This is a genomic window from Dendrosporobacter quercicolus (genome assembly GCF_900104455.1).
In the GTDB taxonomy this organism is placed as follows: Bacteria; Bacillota; Negativicutes; order DSM-1736; family Dendrosporobacteraceae; genus Dendrosporobacter; species Dendrosporobacter quercicolus.
Genome location: NZ_FNHB01000010.1, coordinates 55378 through 75163, shown reverse-complemented (window position 1 = coordinate 75163; position 19786 = coordinate 55378). Strand labels below are relative to the sequence as shown.

The following is a 19786-nucleotide window of genomic DNA, read 5'->3' as shown; positions in this document are numbered from 1 at the left end:
AACAGACGCCCTATAGTTAACATAATATAATACAGAAATATCGCTTGACTAACATTGCCAAATATGATAGCTTTCTAAGAAAACTCTACTGATAACTGTCGAAGTTTGACATTGACCAGTAAATTTACCGGTGGTTTATATCCAATACATTCACACTTGCCTGCCTCCGGCTATAACATAAAATAACCGGACTTTTGCTCATTATTGCTTAAATCCGCAGGAGGTATTATCAGCATGCCAATCTATAACGCCACATTAACCGCCATCGACATGAATGAAACACGCCGCTACGCAGGTTTAAATAAATCGGATTTTCCAGGCAGCCTCTTGGAAGATGCCTGCCTGGAGGCTCAAATACTGGCCCAGGCCAAAGGCATCTGGCAGCTATATGATTATGACAAATGCACCAATAGCATCATTGCCGAAAAAAATTTTTACCCTAATGGGAAAAAAATTACCACTTATTTAAAGGAAGCTGATAAAATAGCAGTACTGGCAGTTACCATTGGCGAAAAGCTAGAACAAGCGGTCACTGAACATTTTTCCCAAGGCAACTACACCTACGCCGTTCTTTTGGATGCAGCAGGCACCACAGCAGTTGAAATGGCAGCAGATCAACTGTCAAAAACCATCCGGCAGCACGCAAATAAATTAGGCTATACAACGGGAGCCAGATTCAGCCCCGGCTACGGCGATTGGGATATCGTCGCTCAACCCGCTGTACTGGACTTAGCGCAAGGCCGGCAAGCCGGAATAAGGGTCACAGAAAGCTGCATGCTGGTGCCGCGCAAATCAGTTACCGCCGTCATTGGCTTTATACCCCACCGTCAAGCAGTCCGCCGGCAAAATCAGTGCAGCAGTTGCAGCCAACAACACTGTTTAGCAAGAAAGGAAGAATAAATAATGATTCATATTTTTGACGGGGCCATGGGTACAATGCTCCAGCAAGCAGGTCTCCAGCCCGGGCAATGTCCGGAATTATGGAATGTCGATAACGCCGGCGTAATCACCGGCATTCATCAACAGTTCATTAAACATGGCGCAACAGTCATTGAAACCAATACCTTTGGCGCCAACCGGATTAAATTGGGACATTACGGCTTAGCGGATAAAGTCCCGCTACTAAATAAAGCGGCTGTCGCCGCCGCCAGGGCCGCCGCCGGGACAACGACCAAAATTGCCGGCTCTGTGGGGCCCACCGGAAAGTTTATCGCTCCGCTGGGTGACTTAAGCTTTGATGAAGCCTATACTGTGTTTTACGAACAAATTCACGCCTTGGATCAGGCCGGTATTGATTATATCCTCATCGAAACGATTATTGATATTCAGGAAATACGGGCAGCTCTGCTTGCCGCCAAAGCTGCAACGGCAAAGCCTGTCATCTGCCAGCTATCCTTCGGGGCCGACGGCCGCACAGTGACCGGCACTGACCCGGAAACAGCCGCCCTGGTACTTGCGGCAATGGGCGCTGATATCATTGGCGCTAATTGCTCACTCGGGCCGGCGCAGTTGCTGCCCATTATAGAAACGCTGGCTGCATCCTGCCGCTGCCCCATAAGTGTTCAACCAAACGCCGGTATGCCGGAGCTGATTAACGGAGAAACAATTTTCCCGATGAGCCCGGCTGAATTTGGTCAATGGGTTCCCAAGCTGATTCAGGCCGGTGCAACGTATATTGGCGGTTGCTGCGGCACAACTCCGCAACATATCAAGGCAATTTCCACCGCAGCCCGGACAGCCGCTCCCCCTCCCCGCCAACAACCAAAGCCTGGTCTGGCCTTAACCAGCCGCAGCAAAACCGTTTATATCGCCTCGTCTCTGCCCACCGTAATCATTGGCGAACGCATCAACCCCACCGGACGAAAACAATTGGCGGCCGATATCAAGGCCGGCCAGTTTCTATCGGTCAAAAAAGAAGCGCTGGAGCAGGTCAGAGCAGGCGCGAAAGTGCTGGATGTCAACATGGGAGTTCCCGGAATCGATCAGGCGGCGGCAATGCAGCAGGCTGTCGAAGAATTATCCATGCTGGTTGACGCGCCTCTGTCCATTGACACCAGCGATGCCGCCGCACTGGAAGCCGGTCTGAAAGCGTATCCCGGCAGGGCTTTAATTAATTCGGTCAGCGCCGAACCGGAACGCCTGGAACTCTTCCTGCCGCTGGCCAAAAAATATGGCGCCGCGATCTTATGCCTGCCCCTATCCGCCGACGGTGTACCGGCCACAGCGCCGGCAAGGGTGGCAGTTATCCGGACAATTGTCGACGCCGCCCTGGCCGCCGGCTTAACCGAAAATGATTTTCTGCTTGATGCCTTAGTTATGACCGTAGCAGCCGATGAACAGGCGGCGCAGCAAACACTGGCCACACTCCGCCTGTACCGGGAACATTTTGGCTATCCTTCGACCATGGGTTTGAGCAATATTTCCTTTGGCCTGCCTAATCGCCAGTTGATGAACAGTACCTTTTGCGCCATGAGCCTGGCCGCCGGACTCGACGCTCCCATTCTCAACCCTTATGATAAAAGCATGCAAGATATATTGGCAGCCGGCGGCGCACTGCTCGGCCATGATCCCAACGGCCGTCAGTACAGCCTGACTTATGCTTCGGCCGCACCAGCCGCCCAGGCGGCGGCGCCGGTCAATTCTGATGATATCATCGCCCTCACCCGTCAAGCGGTAATCAATGGTGAAAAAGAAGGAGTTATCCCTCTGGTCAGCAAAGCACTGGAACAAGGCTTCACCCCCACCGACATCACTGAGCAAGCCCTTACCGCGGCAATGAACGAAGTTGGCAAAGCCTTCGGCGCCGGACGCTGCTTTCTGCCCCAGGTGCTGCTCTCAGCCGAAACGATGCGCTCGGCTTTTATTACCATCAAGGAACTGCTGCCGGCCCATTCAATGAAAAGCCGGGGTACTGTTGTAATGGCGACGGTTAAGGGAGATATTCATGATCTAGGGAAAAATATTGTAGCGGCATTGATGGAAAACAATGGGTTTACCGTCGTCGATCTGGGCAAAGATGTGGCGGATACGGCGATTGTTGACGCCGCCATTCATCATAACGCCGACATTGTCGGCTTATGTGCCTTAATGACAACAACCATGCCGCAAATTGATATTGCAATCCGGGCGCTGAAAGCTGCGGGCAGCAATGTCCGGACAATCGTCGGCGGAGCCGTACTGACGGCGGAATATGCCAGCCAGGCCGGCGCTGATGCCTATGCCCGGGATGGCGTTACTGCCGTTAATATCGCCAAGGAACTGATGGAACGCTAAAAAACAGAACGGTTTAACCGCGAAGAACGCAAAGAGGACGCAAAAATACGGCACGATGCTATCGCGCCGTATTTTAACCATAGAGGACACAGCGAAAGTTTTGCAGCCCCTCTTTACAAACAGATAATAACCGGCTTAGGGAGGCGCAGCTATGTACAAATGTTTCATTGTCTTGATACTTATCATACTGTCAAGTTCAACTGCTTTAGCAAAAACGATCCATATTCCACTACATAATAATGATTATGGAATCCCCACGCTATCCCTTAATATGATGGGAAGCCCGCAATTGTTTGTCCTTGATCTAGGGTCCAGGGAAGGGTTGCATTTACCCAGGCGGCTAATGGAAGCCCTGCCCGATCTGAAGGTAGCCGAACAGCAAAGAAAAAGCCTCGACCTAGCGGGGGAAATACGTTATGAAAATCAATTTATCCTGGAAAGGCTGAACGTGAATGGCATGGTATTTACGGCTATTCCCGGAGTGGAGCTTCACCCCTGGGGGTTATCCCTTGGCAACCGGGAAGATGAACCTGATGATCAAGATTTGCCCGTAATCGGCTTAGGTTTTTTTCAACAGCATACAGTGACAATTGATTATAAAAACAACCTATTAACCATTGAAGATACGCCTGCCCTGGCAACAATAACGAATGATCCCGGTTGGATTCGTTTACCGTTTCGGCTGACGCAGGAGGGATTAGCCGTTGACCTCGTTAATGGCAACAGCAGCTACAGCATGGTTTTGGATACCGGTGCTTCTTTTTCAATTGTTAAGGCGCAGAAGTTTTCCGAAGCTGTTGAAACGGTATCCGCCAACCGGGTTCATCCGGGATTGGACAGCAGTTTCAAGGCGCTTGAGTTAAATTTAGTACAAAACGATCATAGGATTGCGCAGTTTTATGCTGCTTTCATTGAAGACCTTCCGCCTGAATTTGAAGCCGATGGTTTGCTGGGGAATAATTTTTTCCAGCAATTCATGGTCAGGATCGACTTGCCATCAGAGATCCTGATGATAAAGAAAAACCCACAATAAAAATCCGCTGTCCAGCCTTACGGCTGAAAGCGGGCTTATCTACAGCCTGGCAAGAGTGTCCGAAAATACTTTTATATTTTCAGACACTCTTCTATTTAGAGCTATTTCCTTTTGGGAATTTGCAATTTTACAGTTATATAATCATCATTCTGTTCCTGGTCGACTTTAACATTCAGTCCGGTCTTTTTCATTTCACCCACAACATTGTTGATGGTATTTAAAAATATCCGCACATCTCTAATAATCCTGACAACATTCTGACGGGGCGCTTTCTTTTCCATTTCCCGGGAAATATCGTCAAGAACTTCCTGAATCAGAGCCTCAGTCTCCCGAACATTAAGCTCCTTTTGTCGAATAACATCTAAAACTTCCAATTGCAGCCTGGCATCATCTAATTTGAGCAAAGCTCTGGCATGGCGCTCTGTCAGCTGCTCCTGCACCAAAATTGACCGTACCTTATCACTCAGCTTCAGCAGCCTAAGCTTATTCGCAATCGTAGACTGCCTTTTCCCCATTCGTCTGGCCAGTTCCTCCTGCGTAAAGCCAAAGTTGGCAATCAGCTGCTGAAAGCCCTCCGCTTCCTCCAGGTAATGCAAATCCTCTCGCTGCAGGTTCTCGATCATAGCCAGTTCGGCCATTTCCTTGTCAGCGAGGTCTTTAATAATCACCGGAACCTCTGCAAGCTCCGCTAACCTGGAAGCCCTTAGCCTCCGTTCACCGGCAATCAGTTCATATCCTTCTATGGTCTTTCGCACCAATAAAGGCTGAATGACTCCAAATTCCTTTATTGAGGCAGCTAAATCATTTAACGCTTCTTCATGAAAAGTTTTACGCGGCTGAAATGGATTGGGTATAATTTCCGATGTTTTTAGATAATGTACTTCATGCGCATTTATGCTGTCTGGGATCACCTGCTGTTCAATCACTGTTTCAATTATACTATTTTCAGCCGGATTTGAAATTTCGGGTTTATCCGGAGCCATCCCAAAAAATCTGGCTAAATTTTTCATTTCATTACACCGCCCTACAACTTATTACCAGCATTACTTCGGCACATCTTTGAGAAAATCCTCTAATTTTTGCCAATTATAACGGGTTTTTTTCCGGCAATCCAGGCCTTCTTGGATAAGCAGCAATGGTCGGTTTGACCTTCTTAATATAAATTATCGCCCGGCTATCATCAATTCCCGGCAGTTTAACAGGCTGAATACGGCTAAGCCTTCCTCCCAGAAGCCCAATGGCCTGCATTGCCTCCTCCGCTTCCTGCTGAAACTGCGCCCCTTTTAAAGCAACAAAATAACCGCCCACTTTAACAAAAGGCAAACATAATTCACATAAAATATTAAGCCTGGCCACCGCTCTGGCTACGGCCACATCATAACCTTCGCGGTAAAGCTTTTGCCTGGCCCCGTCTTCGGCCCTGCTATGAATAACCTGAACTCCCTTCAATTCCAGAGCTTCGACAACCCTCTGTAAAAAACTTACCCGCTTATTCAGTGAGTCCAGCAAAGTTAGCTTGCAATCGGCCTGCATGATCTTTAAAGGCAGTCCGGGAAAGCCAGCTCCTGTTCCTACGTCTATGATGCTGCACCCTGGCCGGAAAACCTGGCTGTCATAGCAGGACAAGGAGTCAATCACATGCTTAACGGCTACATCCAGCGGCTCAGTAATGGCCGTTAGATTTATTTTTTGATTCCACTCAATCAACAACTGATAATAAGCAAGAAAAGCCTCAAGCTGCTCGTCAGTTAACATAATGCCAAATTCTTTCGCCGACTGCTGCAGCATTTTGCTAAAATCCATTAACTTTCCCCCTTGCGGCGCGCCTGTTCCAGAAATATCATCAAGATGGAAATATCGGCAGGTGATACGCCTGAGATCCGGGCCGCCTGGCCAATGGAAATCGGCCTGATTTTCTCCAGCTTTTGCCGGGCCTCACGGGACAGGCCATGAACGCCGTCATAACTGATATCCGGCGGCAGCAGCTTAGTTTCAAGCTTGGCTGCCTTTTCCACCTGATCCGCCTGTTTTTTAATATAGCCCTCATACTTTACCGTTATTTCAACCTGAAGCTTCACCGCTGCCGAAACTTCAGGCAAACCGAACTGCCGCCGCAGACCTTCGTAATCCAGCTCCGTGCGCCGCAACAAATCATACAGGGCGATGCCTGTTCTGATGTCGGCCGAACCCAGGGCCGCCAGCTTGGCCTGAATCTCAGCCGTTGGCGTAAGTACTGTTTTCTGTAAAAGTGTCAGAATATCGTCAATCGCAGTTCGCTTTTCCACAAACCGGCTATACCGTTCCTCGTGAACCAGTCCAATTTGCCGGCCTTTCTCAGTGAGACGCAGATCAGCGTTATCCTGACGCAAAATCAGCCGGTATTCGGCCCGCGAAGTCATCATACGGTAAGGCTCGCTGGTCCCCTTGGTGACAAGATCGTCGATCAGAACGCCGATATAGGCGTCCGAACGCGTTAATATGAACGGTTCCTTTCCGGCCAGCAGCAGAGCCGAATTAATGCCGGCAATCAGTCCCTGGGCCGCCGCCTCCTCATATCCGGAAGTTCCATTGGCCTGGCCTGCTGAAAATAAGCCTTCTATCGCTTTAAACTCCAAGGTAGGTTTTAATTGCGTAGGATCAATACAGTCATATTCAATTGCATAGCCCGGCCTCATGATTTCAGCCTTCTCCAACCCGGGAATTGTCCGCAAAAAAGCATATTGAACATCAACCGGCAAACTGGTCGACATCCCCTGCACGTACATTTCAGTTGTATGCAGGCCTTCCGGCTCGACAAATAACTGATGGGCTGTTTTATCGGCGAATCGCACCACCTTATCTTCAATCGACGGACAATAGCGGGGGCCTGTGCCTTCGATCATCCCGGTATACATTGGAGCGCGATGCAAGTTCGCCCGGATAACCTCATGCGTCTGTTCATTGGTATAAGTCAGCCAGCAGGGAATCTGCCTGCGATTTTCTCCAGCGGTTAAAAAGGAAAAATGATGGGGTTCCTCGTCGCCTGGCTGAATGGACATCCTGGTAAAATCCACTGTCCGGCTGTCAACTCTGGCCGGAGTGCCGGTTTTAAAACGCATCAGCCCAATACCCAGCCCGCGCAGGCAATCAGAAAGTTTTTCCGCCGCCCGCTGCCCGTTTGGTCCGCCGGGATAATTGAGTTCACCTAAAATTACTTTACCGCGCAAATAGGTACCGGTAGCAAGGATTACCGCCCGGCATTGATACACCTCGCCGGTCTCAGTCTGAATACCGGTTGCCGCTTGGCCGGAGATAATAATATTATCCACAAGCAATTGTTTTACGGTTAGATTGTTCTGCCGCTCAACCGTTTCCTTCATCAGCAGCTGGTAAAGCTTTTTGTCAGCCTGAGCCCTGAGTGCGTGTACAGCTGGTCCTTTGCCGGTATTTAACATCCTCATCTGGATACAGGCCTTGTCGGTATTGATCCCCATTTCACCGCCCAGTGCGTCAATTTCCCGGACCAAATGACCTTTAGCGGGTCCCCCCACAGCCGGATTACAAGGCATCATCGCGATATTATCCATATTGAGTGTTGTCAACAACGTATTACAGCCCAGCCGCGCTGCAGCCAGGGCGGCCTCACATCCGGCATGACCGGCGCCAATGACAATTACATCGAAATATCCTGCGTTAAACAAACCATCATCCCCTTACTTACCAATACAAAACTGGGTAAAAATTTGATCAATAATATCCTCGCCGAGCGTGTCGCCGGTAATCTCGCCAAGCTTGTCCCAGGCTGAACGCAAATCAACAACAATACAATCCGGCGGCATACCGGCGGCGATTGCCGACAAGGCCTCCTGGAGCGATTGCCGGGCCTGATCCAGCAAACCGGCCTGGCGAACATTATTCACAAAGCCGCCTTCGGGAACCTGAACCTTTCCGCCATAGGCCATATCAATAATACATTGTTCCAGTTCCTGCATGCCGGTACCTTCCAAAATGGAAATGTTTAATATTTTTTTATCAGGCAGGCGCTGCGTGACCCTGGCTAAATCCAGCACCGGGCTTAAGTCGCTTTTATTTACCAAAATCAGCGTTTGCCGGTCAGTCAGCAATTCAAGTACTGCCTGATCCTCAACGGTAAGCGGCGCCGACGAATCCAGCATGAAAAGAATTAAATCCGCCCGGGGAATAAATTCTTTGGCCTTTTCGACGCCAATCTTTTCAACAACATCTGTTGTTTCCCGGATACCTGCCGTATCGATAATCTTTAACGGAACACCGCCAATATTGGCATACTCCTCAATACTATCCCGGGTGGTACCGGGAACATCGGTTACAATTGCCCGTGTTTCTTTCAACAGGGCATTTAACAAGCTCGACTTGCCAACGTTGGGCTTGCCGATAATTACGGTCTCCAGCCCTTCCCGCAAAATTCTTCCGGTATGGGCAGTAGCCAATAATTCTTCAATTGCCAGGCATAGGTTCCGAATGCGATTTCCCGCCTCCTGCGCCGCCAGTTGTTCAATATCTTCTTCCGGAAAATCAATAGCAGCTTCCAAATGGGCAATCATTTCGAGAATATCCTTGCGCAGCAGGCGAATTTTATCCGCAAGCCGGCCGGATAAATTCCCTACCGCCATTCTAAGCGATGCGTCTGTTTTGGCTCTGATCACGTCAATTACCGCTTCAGCCTGGGTTAAATCCAGCCGGCCGTTTAAAAATGCCCTTTTGGTAAATTCGCCCGGTTCAGCCAGCCTTGCTCCGGCGGCAAGGGTAAGTTCCAGAATTTTTCTCAGCGGCGCCGGTCCGCCATGACAATGAATTTCCACAACATCTTCCCGCGTGTACGAGCGCGGCGACCGCATCACCAGCAGCAGCACCTCATCAACAACACGGTTACTGGCAGGATCGATAATATGTCCATAAGCTGCCTGATGCGAGCTAACATCGGCCGCTGTTTTTCCTTTTATTCCCCGAAAAAGTCCGGTTGCAATTGTAATGGCCTTTACACCGCTGAGCCGTATAATACCGATACCGCCTTCACCCAATGCGGTTGCAACAGCGCTAATGGTATCTTCCTGAATCAATGATTCTACCTCCACTCGTTTAAAATCCACCCATATCAATAAAACCCAGTAATCAAGATTACTGGGTTTTAGGATATGCAAAAGTCTACCTTTTTAATGCAATAACAACTTTACGGTAAGGTTCTTCACCTTCACTATAGGTTGATATCCGGTGATCATCCTGAAGGGCCATATGAATAATCTTACGCTCATGACGGCTCATCGGTTCCAGTACAACTCTTTCACCGCGTCGTTTAACCTTATCGGCAAGCCGTTCGGCCAATCGATATAAGGTTTCTTCCCGGCGCTTACGGTAATCCTCTACATCGACGATAATTTTTACCCGGTCGTCTTCAATATCGCGATTGGCCGCCAAATTGGTCAGATACTGCAAAGCGTCCAGCGTCTGGCCGTGCTTGCCAATGAGTATACCTAAATCCTGGCCGCGCAGATTGAACACTACACCCTCATCAACGGTTACTTTTTCGATTGCGACTTCAATATGCATGGCTGTAAAAATATTTTGCAAAAATTCTTGGGCGACAGCGACTGGGTCAATCTTTTTTAACGTAACTTTTACTTTGGCCGGTTTAGTGCCAATAAAACCAAATAAGCCTTTACTGGGAGCTTCAAGCACTTCTATATCAACTTTGTTTTCGGTTACACCAAGTTCCGCTAATGCCAATGCAACTGCTTCTTCAACCGTTTTGCCAATTTTTTCTACAGCAGTCATAATTTAAGCAGCCTCCCCATTCGGTTGTTGTGGCTGACGATACATCCACCATTGCTGAGCAATTTGAACAACATTGCTGATTACCCAGTACAATACGAGGCCGGCCGGAAAGGTAATACTGATATAGCCAATAAACAGCGGCATAAAAATCATCATCATTTTGGTTTGCTGGGTTACTTCCGCTGTCGTCTGTTTCTGCTGAATATAAGTCGTCAAAGCAGATAAAACCGGCAGTATATAAGTCAAGTCAGGCCTGGCCAAATCAGCAATCCATAAAAAATCCGGCGGCGGATTGAGGTAAGTATAATCTCTGATTGCATAAAAAATACCAATCAAAATCGGCATTTGCACGATCAGCGGTAAACAGCCGGCCAACGGATTTACTCCGGTTTCCTTATACATTGCCGTCATTTCTTTCTGTAATTTTTCCGGATTATCCTTATATTTCTCCTGCATTTCTTTCATTTTAGGCTGCAGCTCCTGCATTGCCTTCATGGATTTCACCTGCTTGGCAGTAAGAGGATAAAGCAGCATTTTGATTGCTATTGTCAGTAAGATAATTGCCGTGCCGTAGTTTGCCAGCCCGAACGTTGAAGTAAAATTATAGAAAAAGGTTAAGATATCCTGTAAAAAAACCACAAAAAGATTAAAAATATCCAAAAAATCTCACATCCTTGTTATGTATTGGTGATATTTATACCAGTGCTGACCGGGCATAAACACAATTTTATACGTAAAGAAGCTCAGCGTAAAGCGGGTAATGGCTAAACAGGATCATAACCGCCGGGATGAAAAGGATGACAACGTAAGATACGCCGAATCGCTAAATATAATCCACGCCAAACTCCATATTTTTCAATTGCAAGCAATGCATATTCCGAACAGGTGGGCACAAAACGACAAGAAGGCGGTTTTAACGGTGAAATAAAATTGCGATAGAACTTAATGAATAGCACCAAAATCATTTTCATTTTAAAACCGCCTACTCATTTAAAATGCGAGCCTTTGAACATAAATCCAAAAAAGCCCTGGCAACGGTCTGATATCGTGACTTAACCATGGCTTGACGACCTACCAGTATTAAATCAACACCAGGCTTTAAGCGATGTTGATTCAGCCGGTAAGCCTCCCGTAGCAGCCTTTTTACCCGATTGCGGATAACGGCATTCCCCAGCCTTTTGCCGGCGGCAAAGCCTGTTTTTCGATCGCCAATATTAGGCAGCACATAAAGCACCATTGTTTTATTGGCATAAGACTTCCCTGAACGGTATACAGACTGAAAGCTATTTTTATTGCGCAGAATTCCCTGCTTGGATAACTTATACATCACAGTAATCATCCTACCATATGGAAAAAATAGGCCACTTTAAGCGGCCTACTAAGCAGATAATTTTTTTCTGCCTCTAGCACGTCTTCTCTTGAGAACCAGACGACCACCTTTGGTTTTCATGCGCTCACGAAATCCGTGCGTTCTTTTTTTCCACAATGTATTTGGTTGATAAGTACGTTTCATCTATTACACACCTCCTTACTACAAAACGGAAACTACGGTCAAAATCATCAATTTTAACTATAAAAATTATAGACTAGCCAGCTCAAAGTGTCAAGAAAATTGCGTAATGAACGTTAAGCGACATGTGGATAAATTTTCTAATTCACTGTCATGAGCATAAAAATATGTTGATAACTTTCCATTCTTTTGCTAATATAATTCTTGAAAGTTATCCACACGAAACAGCTAAAGCTATTTTTATCTACATAAAATAAAGTGTTATTCACAGAATGCCCTCTTTATACACAGATTTATCCACAACGGTGAGTAAGTGCTTAATATTAGGAAATACAAGACTGCGGAGTATTTCTCCTTACCGCTGTTGTATTTTTTTTTCGTCTATTTTACCTGTTTATGGAAAAACTTATTCACAGCTGTTGATAGTTTTGTGGATAAGTTATGTAGCATGTTTATGAATTTTGTTGATATTTGCGTTAGAAAGGATTGACATCAATGGACGACGTTAGATTACCGGCAATATGGGAGCAAGTTTTAAAAAAATTAGAGCAGGATTTGTCCAAATTGGCGTTTGATACTTGGATAAAACCAACGATTCCTTTAGCCATTACCGAAACCACTCTGGAAATCGGTACACCAAAACAAATCATGAAGGAATGGCTGGAATCCCGTTATCTGCCGGTCATCGTCAATGCTGTCCAAACTGTCACCCAAAGTTCTTTAACCATTCAGATTACAAATCTGGATTTAGAAGTTGAACCGGCTAATCTGCCGGAAGAACCGGAAAGTACACAAAATTTTCCGGCAGAAAAAAATAGCCAGGCTACTGCAGCTTATCCCCGGAATTCTTACAGAAATACTACTGCTCAATACACCAATTCTGCACTTCCCTCTGCCAGCTCCCCTGTCCCCATGACAAAAACTGCTGAACCGGATGCTAAACAGCCCCAACTTTTAACAACTGAAGAATCCCTGCCGCTAAACCCGAAATATATCTTTGAAACCTTTGTTATCGGCAATTCCAACCGGTTTGCCCATGCCGCTTCGCTGGCTGTAGCCGAAGCGCCGGCCCAGGTTTACAATCCTTTTTTTATTTATGGCGGCGTTGGTTTAGGTAAAACCCACCTCATGCATGCCATTGGCCACAGAATACTTAAAAATCATTCGGGTCTGAAAGTTGTCTATATTTCCAGTGAGAAATTTACCAATGAGTTAATCAATTCAATCAGAGATGGCAATCCGGAAAGTTTCCGCCAAAAATACCGGAATATTGACGTCTTACTCGTAGACGATATCCAGTTTTTATCGAAAAAAGAACATACCCAGGAAGAATTTTTTCATACCTTTAATACCCTGCATGAAGCAAATAAGCAAATCATCATATCCAGTGACAGGCCGCCGCGTGATATCCAAACGCTCGAAGACCGTCTGCGCTCCCGTTTTGAATGGGGTCTGATCACCGATATTCAGGCGCCGGACCTGGAAACAAGAATTGCCATTCTACGAAAAAAAGCAATGCTGGAAAATCTCAATGTTCACAATGACGTTATGGTTTATATCGCCAGCCGGATCGACAACAACATTCGCGAACTTGAAGGAGCGCTGATTAGAGTAATGGCTTATGCCTCACTTACAAAACAGCCTATTGATATTGATCTGGCAGCTGAAGCGCTAAAAGATATTTTTCCCAATGGCCGTCCCAAACAAATTACAATGGAACTTATCCAGGATATTGTAGCCTCCTTTTTTAAAATAAAAATGGATGAACTATTGGCAAAAAAACGAACCCGGAATGTTGCCTTTCCCCGTCAGATTGCCATGTATTTATGCCGTGAACTTACGGACACGTCATTGCCCAGGATCGGTGAAATGTTTGGCGGGCGCGATCATACTACCGTAATTCACGCCCATGCCAAAATAAGCCGTGAACGAAACGAGGATACAAAACTGAATCATACCATCAAGGAACTTATCAAGCGCATTGAAAGCATGTAGTGCATAAATCTGTTTATAACCATTCGATTAACCTGTATACCAACTGTGACTAACTTTTGAACAGGCTTAGCCTGTGAATATGTGCATAACTGCAGTTAGGCTTATCTACATATTACCAACAGCCAAGCTGTCGCTTTGACAAGCCTTCAACAAATTTATACACATATCTACAGGCCCTACTACTAATACGACTATTTTACTATTATATGTATTGTTCAGTAATAATATGCCAATGGAGGGAAAAATAATGAAAATAACCTGTAGCAAAGACCTGCTGATTCATGCGGTGCAAATTGTCCAGAAAGCTGTGGCGACCAAGGCTCAACTGCCGATTCTAACCGGAATCTATATAGCTGCCTCCAATAATATTTTAGAATTACAGGCAACCGATTATGAAATAGGGGTAAGCTGTAAAATAGAAGCAAACATCGATGAACCTGGAACAGTAGTACTTTCCGGCCGCTATTTTCAGGAAGTTGTGAGAAAACTGCCTGGTGAGACAATTGAAATTTCCTCCAGTCAGGAGGATCGGACAATTAAAATTACTTCTAATCTGGCCCAGTTTAATCTTTTATGCCTGCCGGCGGAAGAATTTCCGGTTTTAAAACCGCTGGCCGGGGAAACAGAATTTAAAATCAGGGATAATATCTTAAAAGAGCTGATAAAAAAGACGGTATTTGCCTGCGCCAGTGATGAAGCACGGCCAATCTTCACCGGCGGCTTACTGGAAGTAGCCGGCCATGATGTAACTATGGTAGCAACCAATACGCACCGTTTAGCTTTGAAAAAAGATTTCATCGATCAGTTTGACGGAAGCCTGAAAATGATCATCCCAGCCAAAATCTTAAATGAATTGGCCAGAATTATGGTTTCCGATGTACCTTCTGATGTAACGATTAGCTGCCAGCGCAATCAGATCGGGTTTTCCTTTGATAACGTCTACATCATCTCACGAGTGATTGAAGGGCAGTTTCCTGATTACAACAGGGTAATACCGCCTAACTTTGCCACTACAGTGACGATTAATACGGACGAATTTCTTGATGCCGTGGAACGTGTTTCTTTATTGGCGCGCGATGGTGAATACAATGTCATTAAGTTATCCTTTGGCAATAATAGAATCCTCATTACCTCTAATAATCCGGACATCGGCAAGGCTGAGGAAAGTGTAGCCGCAAGCATTGACGGCAATGAACTGGATATTGCTTTTAACGCTAAATATGTCACCGACATTTTAAAAAATATCAATAGCGACCAACTGTCTTTTGCTTTAAATACGCCACTGAGTCCTGCCAGTTTAAAACCGGTGGATGATCCAAATTATACCTATATTATTACGCCTGTCAGGACAAACTAAACATAGCGGGCGAGGATGTGTCCAATGACGGCCCATTTACATTCCGGCTGTTGAAATACAAATTCAGGCTTGTGAATAAGCTTGCATTGGTGGAGGATCACTGCATGGAGGATATAGCGATCAATACAACGGTTATTCATCTCGACCAGTTGCTGAAATGGGCCGGTATCGCTCAAAGCGGAGGGCAAGTCAAGTCTATGGTTGAGGCGGGAATAATCGAGCTGAACAATGTCATTGTCACCGAAAGACGAAAAAAAGTTTATCCTGGCGATATTATTGCGATTGAAGGGCTGGGGAAATGGCAAGTAACCGCAGAATAAGGTTATATTTATGCGAATAAATCAACTTGATTTACGTAATTATAGAAATTATGTAAAGTTATCATTAAAATTCACACACAATATCAATATCTTTTTAGGCCACAACGCCCAGGGGAAAACCAATATCCTCGAGGCAATCTATTATGGTGCAATAGGACGGTCTCATCGTACCAATATTGATGCGGAATTAATTCGGTGGCAGCAGCCTGCGGGCAGTATCAATATTAGGTTTACCAGGCTGGATATTGAAAACAACCTCAACTTTAAATTTACCAATAACCAGAATAAGGAAATTAACTATAACAGCCACCGGGTGAAACCGCGCGAGCTTATGGGCGCTCTAAATGTCGTGCTGTTTTCTCCGGAAGACTTGCTGTTAATTAAAGGAGCGCCTGTTGGCCGCAGGCGTTTTCTTGATATGGAGATATCACAGGCCAATCCCTCTTATTACCGGAAATTGCTGCAGTATAACCGGATTGTCATGCAACGTAATACCTTATTAAAAAAAATCCGGGAAAAAAAAGCCAAAGCCGATTTGCTGGACTCCTGGGATGATCAGTTAGCTGTTTTAGCGGCCGCTTTAGTTCTAAAGCGGCTGGAAACAGTCAAAAAGCTGGCAATGCTGGCCAATTTAATGCACCGCAGAATGACTGATAACAAAGAAAATTTGTTCATAGGATATCAAACCAGCGGTATAGAAACAGACGCTCAGCCCAACCTGGCTGAATGTTACCACCGGCGGCTGATCGACAGCCGCAATATTGATATCCTGCGGGGCAGTACAGGGATAGGCCCGCACCGTGATGATATTGTCTTAACTGTAAATGGCGTGAATTTAAGAACCTTTGGTTCACAAGGTCAGCAGCGTACCGGTGTTCTGGCTTTAAAACTCGCCGAATTAGAGTTTATCAAGTCTGAGACCGGCGAATACCCCGTCTTACTGCTTGATGATGTGATGAGCGAGCTTGACGAAAACCGCCGCGAGCAACTGCTTTTCTTTATCAAAGACCGGATTCAAACGTTTATTACTGCGACAGATGGTAAGTTTTTTCCGGAATGGAAACCGGGAAAATATTATATTGTTACTGCGGGAAACGTAAAGGAGTGCTTAGTATGAATCAATTACGGGACATACTACCTAGTACCTTGCAAAATCTTGGTTTAGCCAAAAGATACAATACCGAATCGGCGATTTTACATTGGCCGGAAATTGTCGGTAAAGATATCGCTGTCCATGCAGTACCCACCAGTGTACAGCGCGGTACGCTCTTAATTGCGGTTAATAATTCCGTATGGTGCCATCACCTGTCCATGATGAAAGAAGAAATTATTTACAAGCTGAATGCTTTCATTGGTGAAAAAGCCATTATTGACATTCGTTTCCAAGCAGGATATTTAAAAAAGGACAAGAATACTAATCAAGATGAGGAAAAACTGGAAACAATTAATCAAAAGTTAAGATTCATCCAGCTTGATGAATCTGAGCTCCAGCAGGCCAGTGATTTGGCAAAGCATACTGCCGAAACCAAATTACGGCAGAAGATTTTTAAAATTATTAAAAAACATCTGGCTTTCAAAAAGCTGAAAAAATTGAACAATTGGCATAAATGCGCAACTTGTGAGAGTTTATGTCCCAAGGAATTGACTTATTGCAGTGTATGCTCACTTGAAAATAGAGAAGTCAAATTAAGTAATATCCGTCAGCTGCTGACCGAGGCGCCTTGGCTTACTTATGCTGAACTGTGCAAGTATCTGGAATGTCTGCCTGAAGAATTTATTAGAGCAAAAACCGCATTAACCGTTTTTTTGGCTAATGAGATCAACAGCGGCCGAAGCGAAAATTTACAAGTGCTGACTCTGGTTATGCTGGTCACCGGGGCAAAACCGGAAGATGTTACGGAAAATCTCACTAAAAAAACTCTGGACAAGTTCAGGAGGAAAAGCTATGTTTCTACACCTAGGATCTGATATTGTTGTAGCGCTTAGAGATGTGATTGCCATCAATGATCTTAAGTCATTTCGCTCAGGGATAAATAAAGATTTTATCAAAAATATGCGGGAAAAGAATCTTATTGTTGATATTTCGCCTGACCATGCGAAGAGTTTTGTTGTCACCGATAAAAAAATATATTTATCGGCAATTTCATCAATGACCTTAAAAAAGCGGGCGGGAACAGTGTACTATGGCGAAGAGGAAATGTAACCATCATTTAAGCAAGCGATTTTTAGTTGGGGGTAAACGATGAATAATAACGATGAAAATACCACTGTTTGCGGTAATTATGGCGCCGGGCAGATACAGGTTCTGGAAGGATTGGAAGCGGTTCGTAAACGTCCCGGTATGTATATTGGCAGTACATCTTCCAAGGGTTTGCATCATCTTGTTTATGAAGTGGTTGATAACAGCATTGATGAGGCTTTGGCCGGTTATTGCGACAAAGTCAATGTAACTATACATCATGACAACAGCGTTACCGTTACCGACAATGGACGCGGTATTCCGGTGGATCTAATGCCGGAAACCGGTAAACCGGCAGTGGAGGTTGTTCTAACGATATTACATGCCGGCGGAAAATTTGGCGGTGAGGGTTATAAAGTTTCCGGCGGCTTACATGGCGTCGGCGTCTCGGTTGTAAACGCTTTAAGCAGCAAATTGGATGTTGAAGTCAGGCGTAACGGCAAAATCCACCATATCGCCTTTGAGCGGGGCATAACTACCCGGTGTTTAACGGTTGTCGGGGCAGCCGAAGCTGCCGATGAAACAGGCACCAAGGTGACCTTTAAACCTGATGATCAAATATTTGAAGAAACAGTCTATAGCTTCGATATTTTGAAACAGCGGTTAAGAGAGCTGGCCTTTCTGAACAAAGGCATCACCATTAAGCTGTCGGATGAACGTGACGGCAACAGTGAAAATTTTTACTTTGAAGGCGGTATCAAGTCTTTTGTCCAGCATTTAAATAAAGCCAAAGAGGTATTGCATCCAGAGCCTATTTATTTTAGCGGATCAAAAGATACGACGATTGTTGAAATTGCGTTGCAGTATAATGACAGTTATGTGGAAAACATCCATAGCTTTGTCAATAATATTAATACGCAGGAAGGGGGCACCCACCTTAGCGGTTTTAAGATTGCCCTGACCAGAACAGCAAATGATTTCGCCCGCAGAATTAATTTGCTGAAAGAGGCTGATGAAAATCTGACCGGTGAAGATATCAGAGAAGGCCTGACCGGGGTAATCAGCGTTAAGATCCGGGAGCCGCAGTTTGAAGGCCAAACCAAAACCAAGCTTGGGAACAGCGAAGTACGGGGAATTGTTGATTCCATTGTAAGTGAAGGCTTAAATGAATTTTTTGAGGAAAACCCGGCGATAACCAAAAAAATTATCGAAAAATCGGTTCTGGCGGCACGAGCCCGTGATGCAGCCCGGAAGGCCCGGGAGCTGACCAGGCGAAAAAATGCCTTGGAATTTAGTTCCTTGCCCGGCAAGCTGGCTGACTGTTCGCTTAAGGATCCGATGCAAACAGAGATATATCTGGTTGAAGGCGATTCGGCCGGAGGATCTGCTAAACAGGGACGTGACCGGCGCTTTCAGGCGATACTGCCATTACGCGGTAAAATTATCAATGTTGAAAAAGCCCGCCTGGACAAGATTCTCAATAATGAAGAAATACGTACAATGATTACTGCCTTTGGCAATGGCATTGCCGATGAGTTTGATTTGGACAAAAGCCGTTACGGGAAGATCATCATTATGACCGATGCCGATGTTGATGGAGCGCATATCCGCACGCTGCTGTTAACCTTCTTTTATCGTTATATGCAGCCATTGCTTGAAGCCGGACGTGTTTATATTGCCCAGCCGCCGCTTTATCTGGTGAAAAAGGGCCGGGAAAGCTGGTATTTGTACAGCGATGATGAGCTTGATACACTGCTGGGGCGGATTGGCCGTGATAATATTAATGTTCAGCGCTATAAAGGTTTGGGTGAGATGAACCCTGAACAATTATGGGAAACAACCATGAATCCTGAAGGACGTACCATTCTTCAGGTAACTCTTGAAGATGGTTTAAAGGCTGACGAAATTTTTTCCATTCTGATGGGGGATAAGGTTGAGCCGCGGCGGCGTTTTATTGAAGATCATGCCGAGCACGTGAGAAATCTTGATATCTAACTGACCGGATATGCTCCCTTTTAAGTAGACAGATGATATGAAAAAAATCTGGAACTTTGAAGGGGGCGTTTTTATGCCCAAAAAGAACGATTGCCGGTAAAAGAAAAAGCAAGGATTGTAGGAATAGCTATCGTGAGAGTCGGGCCCGGCCTGAATTGGTAAAAAAAGTACTTGACTAAGTGACTTCTTTTTATTAAAATATATTATGTTGACAATATAAATTGTTAAATTCGGGGCGTGGCTCAGTTTGGTAGAGTACCTGGCTTGGGACCAGGGGGCCGCAGGTTCGAATCCTGCCGCTCCGACCATAGAAAGTAACCTTCCTGTCAGGAAG

19 protein-coding genes and 1 tRNA gene are annotated in these 19786 nt (G+C 45.7%); 11 read left to right on the top strand and 9 right to left on the bottom strand.

Annotated features, from left to right (window positions below; all coding sequences use genetic code 11):
- The first annotated feature begins 234 nt into the window (after window positions 1-234).
- From BLR06_RS15685 to BLR06_RS15675, 3 genes are all read left to right on the top strand, one after another.
- Window positions 235-900: a vitamin B12 dependent-methionine synthase activation domain-containing protein gene (locus BLR06_RS15685; protein WP_092074542.1), complete on the top strand. Its 666-nt coding sequence runs from the start codon at window positions 235-237 to the stop codon at window positions 898-900.
- Between the two features lie 3 nt (window positions 901-903).
- A complete protein-coding gene (locus BLR06_RS15680) occupies window positions 904-3273 on the top strand; it encodes a homocysteine S-methyltransferase family protein (RefSeq protein WP_092074541.1) in 2370 nt (789 codons plus the stop codon).
- 151 nt (window positions 3274-3424) lie between these two features.
- Window positions 3425-4306: a pepsin/retropepsin-like aspartic protease family protein gene (locus BLR06_RS15675; RefSeq protein WP_139164517.1), complete on the top strand. Its 882-nt coding sequence runs from the start codon at window positions 3425-3427 to the stop codon at window positions 4304-4306.
- 101 nt (window positions 4307-4407) lie between these two features.
- Here the strand turns inward: BLR06_RS15675 and noc are convergent, their stop codons facing one another.
- From noc to rpmH, 9 genes are all read right to left on the bottom strand, one after another.
- Window positions 4408-5316: a nucleoid occlusion protein gene (gene noc, locus BLR06_RS15670; protein WP_092074539.1), complete on the bottom strand. Its 909-nt coding sequence runs from the start codon at window positions 5314-5316 to the stop codon at window positions 4408-4410.
- Between the two features lie 76 nt (window positions 5317-5392).
- Window positions 5393-6109: a 16S rRNA (guanine(527)-N(7))-methyltransferase RsmG gene (gene rsmG / locus BLR06_RS15665; RefSeq protein WP_092074538.1), complete on the bottom strand. Its 717-nt coding sequence runs from the start codon at window positions 6107-6109 to the stop codon at window positions 5393-5395.
- On the bottom strand, window positions 6109-7986 hold the full coding sequence (mnmG, locus tag BLR06_RS15660; RefSeq protein ID WP_092074537.1) for a tRNA uridine-5-carboxymethylaminomethyl(34) synthesis enzyme MnmG: 1878 nt from the start codon (window positions 7984-7986) through the stop codon (window positions 6109-6111). The genes rsmG and mnmG overlap by 1 nt, the downstream gene beginning before the upstream one ends.
- A 12-nt stretch (window positions 7987-7998) precedes the next feature.
- Window positions 7999-9384, bottom strand: a complete 1386-nt coding sequence (mnmE, locus tag BLR06_RS15655; RefSeq protein WP_092074536.1) for a tRNA uridine-5-carboxymethylaminomethyl(34) synthesis GTPase MnmE — start codon at window positions 9382-9384, stop codon at window positions 7999-8001.
- An 85-nt stretch (window positions 9385-9469) separates the two neighbouring features.
- Window positions 9470-10096 (bottom strand): RNA-binding cell elongation regulator Jag/EloR, encoded by a 627-nt coding sequence (jag, locus tag BLR06_RS15650; protein ID WP_092074535.1) that lies wholly within the window; start codon window positions 10094-10096, stop codon window positions 9470-9472.
- A gap of 3 nt (window positions 10097-10099) precedes the next feature.
- Window positions 10100-10756 carry a YidC/Oxa1 family membrane protein insertase gene (locus tag BLR06_RS15645; protein ID WP_092074534.1) on the bottom strand — a complete coding sequence of 219 codons (657 nt, stop codon included), beginning with the start codon at window positions 10754-10756 and terminating at the stop codon, window positions 10100-10102.
- Window positions 10757-10860: 104 nt separating this feature from the next.
- A complete protein-coding gene (gene yidD, locus BLR06_RS15640) occupies window positions 10861-11067 on the bottom strand; it encodes a membrane protein insertion efficiency factor YidD (protein ID WP_092074533.1) in 207 nt (68 codons plus the stop codon).
- A gap of 11 nt (window positions 11068-11078) precedes the next feature.
- Window positions 11079-11426 carry a ribonuclease P protein component gene (gene rnpA / locus BLR06_RS15635; protein ID WP_092074532.1) on the bottom strand — a complete coding sequence of 116 codons (348 nt, stop codon included), beginning with the start codon at window positions 11424-11426 and terminating at the stop codon, window positions 11079-11081.
- Window positions 11427-11474: 48 nt separating this feature from the next.
- Window positions 11475-11609: a 50S ribosomal protein L34 gene (gene rpmH / locus BLR06_RS15630; RefSeq protein ID WP_092074531.1), complete on the bottom strand. Its 135-nt coding sequence runs from the start codon at window positions 11607-11609 to the stop codon at window positions 11475-11477.
- 492 nt (window positions 11610-12101) lie between these two features.
- On the opposite strand from rpmH, the gene dnaA reads away from it, so the two are divergent.
- From dnaA to BLR06_RS15590, 8 genes are all read left to right on the top strand, one after another.
- Window positions 12102-13601, top strand: a complete 1500-nt coding sequence (gene dnaA, locus BLR06_RS15625; RefSeq protein ID WP_092074530.1) for a chromosomal replication initiator protein DnaA — start codon at window positions 12102-12104, stop codon at window positions 13599-13601.
- A 247-nt stretch (window positions 13602-13848) separates the two neighbouring features.
- On the top strand, window positions 13849-14958 hold the full coding sequence (dnaN, locus tag BLR06_RS15620) for a DNA polymerase III subunit beta (protein ID WP_092074529.1): 1110 nt from the start codon (window positions 13849-13851) through the stop codon (window positions 14956-14958).
- Window positions 14959-15062: 104 nt separating this feature from the next.
- On the top strand, window positions 15063-15278 hold the full coding sequence (locus tag BLR06_RS15615) for an RNA-binding S4 domain-containing protein (protein ID WP_092074595.1): 216 nt from the start codon (window positions 15063-15065) through the stop codon (window positions 15276-15278).
- 10 nt (window positions 15279-15288) lie between these two features.
- Window positions 15289-16395, top strand: a complete 1107-nt coding sequence (recF, locus tag BLR06_RS15610; RefSeq protein WP_092074528.1) for a DNA replication/repair protein RecF — start codon at window positions 15289-15291, stop codon at window positions 16393-16395.
- Window positions 16335-17246 carry a DciA family protein gene (locus tag BLR06_RS15605; protein ID WP_092074527.1) on the top strand — a complete coding sequence of 304 codons (912 nt, stop codon included), beginning with the start codon at window positions 16335-16337 and terminating at the stop codon, window positions 17244-17246. The genes recF and BLR06_RS15605 overlap by 61 nt, the downstream gene beginning before the upstream one ends.
- Complete coding sequence (remB, locus tag BLR06_RS15600) at window positions 17224-17481, top strand: extracellular matrix regulator RemB (RefSeq protein ID WP_092074526.1); 258 nt, start codon at window positions 17224-17226, stop codon at window positions 17479-17481. The genes BLR06_RS15605 and remB overlap by 23 nt, the downstream gene beginning before the upstream one ends.
- Window positions 17482-17520: 39 nt before the next feature.
- A complete protein-coding gene (gene gyrB / locus BLR06_RS15595) occupies window positions 17521-19452 on the top strand; it encodes a DNA topoisomerase (ATP-hydrolyzing) subunit B (RefSeq protein ID WP_092074525.1) in 1932 nt (643 codons plus the stop codon).
- A gap of 231 nt (window positions 19453-19683) precedes the next feature.
- Window positions 19684-19760: transfer RNA gene (locus BLR06_RS15590), tRNA-Pro, on the top strand.
- Window positions 19761-19786 lie beyond the last annotated feature (26 nt).

What these genes read in the sequence shown, in the direction of transcription:
- BLR06_RS15680 (WP_092074541.1), top strand. Translation starts at nt 904, where the DNA reads ATGATTCATATTTTTGACGGGGCCATGGGTACAATGCTCCAGCAAGCA.
- rsmG (WP_092074538.1), bottom strand. Translation starts at nt 6,109, where the DNA reads ATGGATTTTAGCAAAATGCTGCAGCAGTCGGCGAAAGAATTTGGCATT.
- BLR06_RS15615 (WP_092074595.1), top strand. Translation starts at nt 15,063, where the DNA reads ATGGAGGATATAGCGATCAATACAACGGTTATTCATCTCGACCAGTTG.
- BLR06_RS15675 (WP_139164517.1), top strand. Translation starts at nt 3,425, where the DNA reads ATGTACAAATGTTTCATTGTCTTGATACTTATCATACTGTCAAGTTCA.
- BLR06_RS15605 (WP_092074527.1), top strand. Translation starts at nt 16,335, where the DNA reads ATGGAAACCGGGAAAATATTATATTGTTACTGCGGGAAACGTAAAGGA.
- dnaA (WP_092074530.1), top strand. Translation starts at nt 12,102, where the DNA reads ATGGACGACGTTAGATTACCGGCAATATGGGAGCAAGTTTTAAAAAAA.
- BLR06_RS15685 (WP_092074542.1), top strand. Translation starts at nt 235, where the DNA reads ATGCCAATCTATAACGCCACATTAACCGCCATCGACATGAATGAAACA.
- yidD (WP_092074533.1), bottom strand. Translation starts at nt 11,067, where the DNA reads ATGAAAATGATTTTGGTGCTATTCATTAAGTTCTATCGCAATTTTATT.
- jag (WP_092074535.1), bottom strand. Translation starts at nt 10,096, where the DNA reads ATGACTGCTGTAGAAAAAATTGGCAAAACGGTTGAAGAAGCAGTTGCA.
- gyrB (WP_092074525.1), top strand. Translation starts at nt 17,521, where the DNA reads ATGAATAATAACGATGAAAATACCACTGTTTGCGGTAATTATGGCGCC.
- dnaN (WP_092074529.1), top strand. Translation starts at nt 13,849, where the DNA reads ATGAAAATAACCTGTAGCAAAGACCTGCTGATTCATGCGGTGCAAATT.
- recF (WP_092074528.1), top strand. Translation starts at nt 15,289, where the DNA reads ATGCGAATAAATCAACTTGATTTACGTAATTATAGAAATTATGTAAAG.
- noc (WP_092074539.1), bottom strand. Translation starts at nt 5,316, where the DNA reads ATGAAAAATTTAGCCAGATTTTTTGGGATGGCTCCGGATAAACCCGAA.
- rpmH (WP_092074531.1), bottom strand. Translation starts at nt 11,609, where the DNA reads ATGAAACGTACTTATCAACCAAATACATTGTGGAAAAAAAGAACGCAC.
- remB (WP_092074526.1), top strand. Translation starts at nt 17,224, where the DNA reads ATGTTTCTACACCTAGGATCTGATATTGTTGTAGCGCTTAGAGATGTG.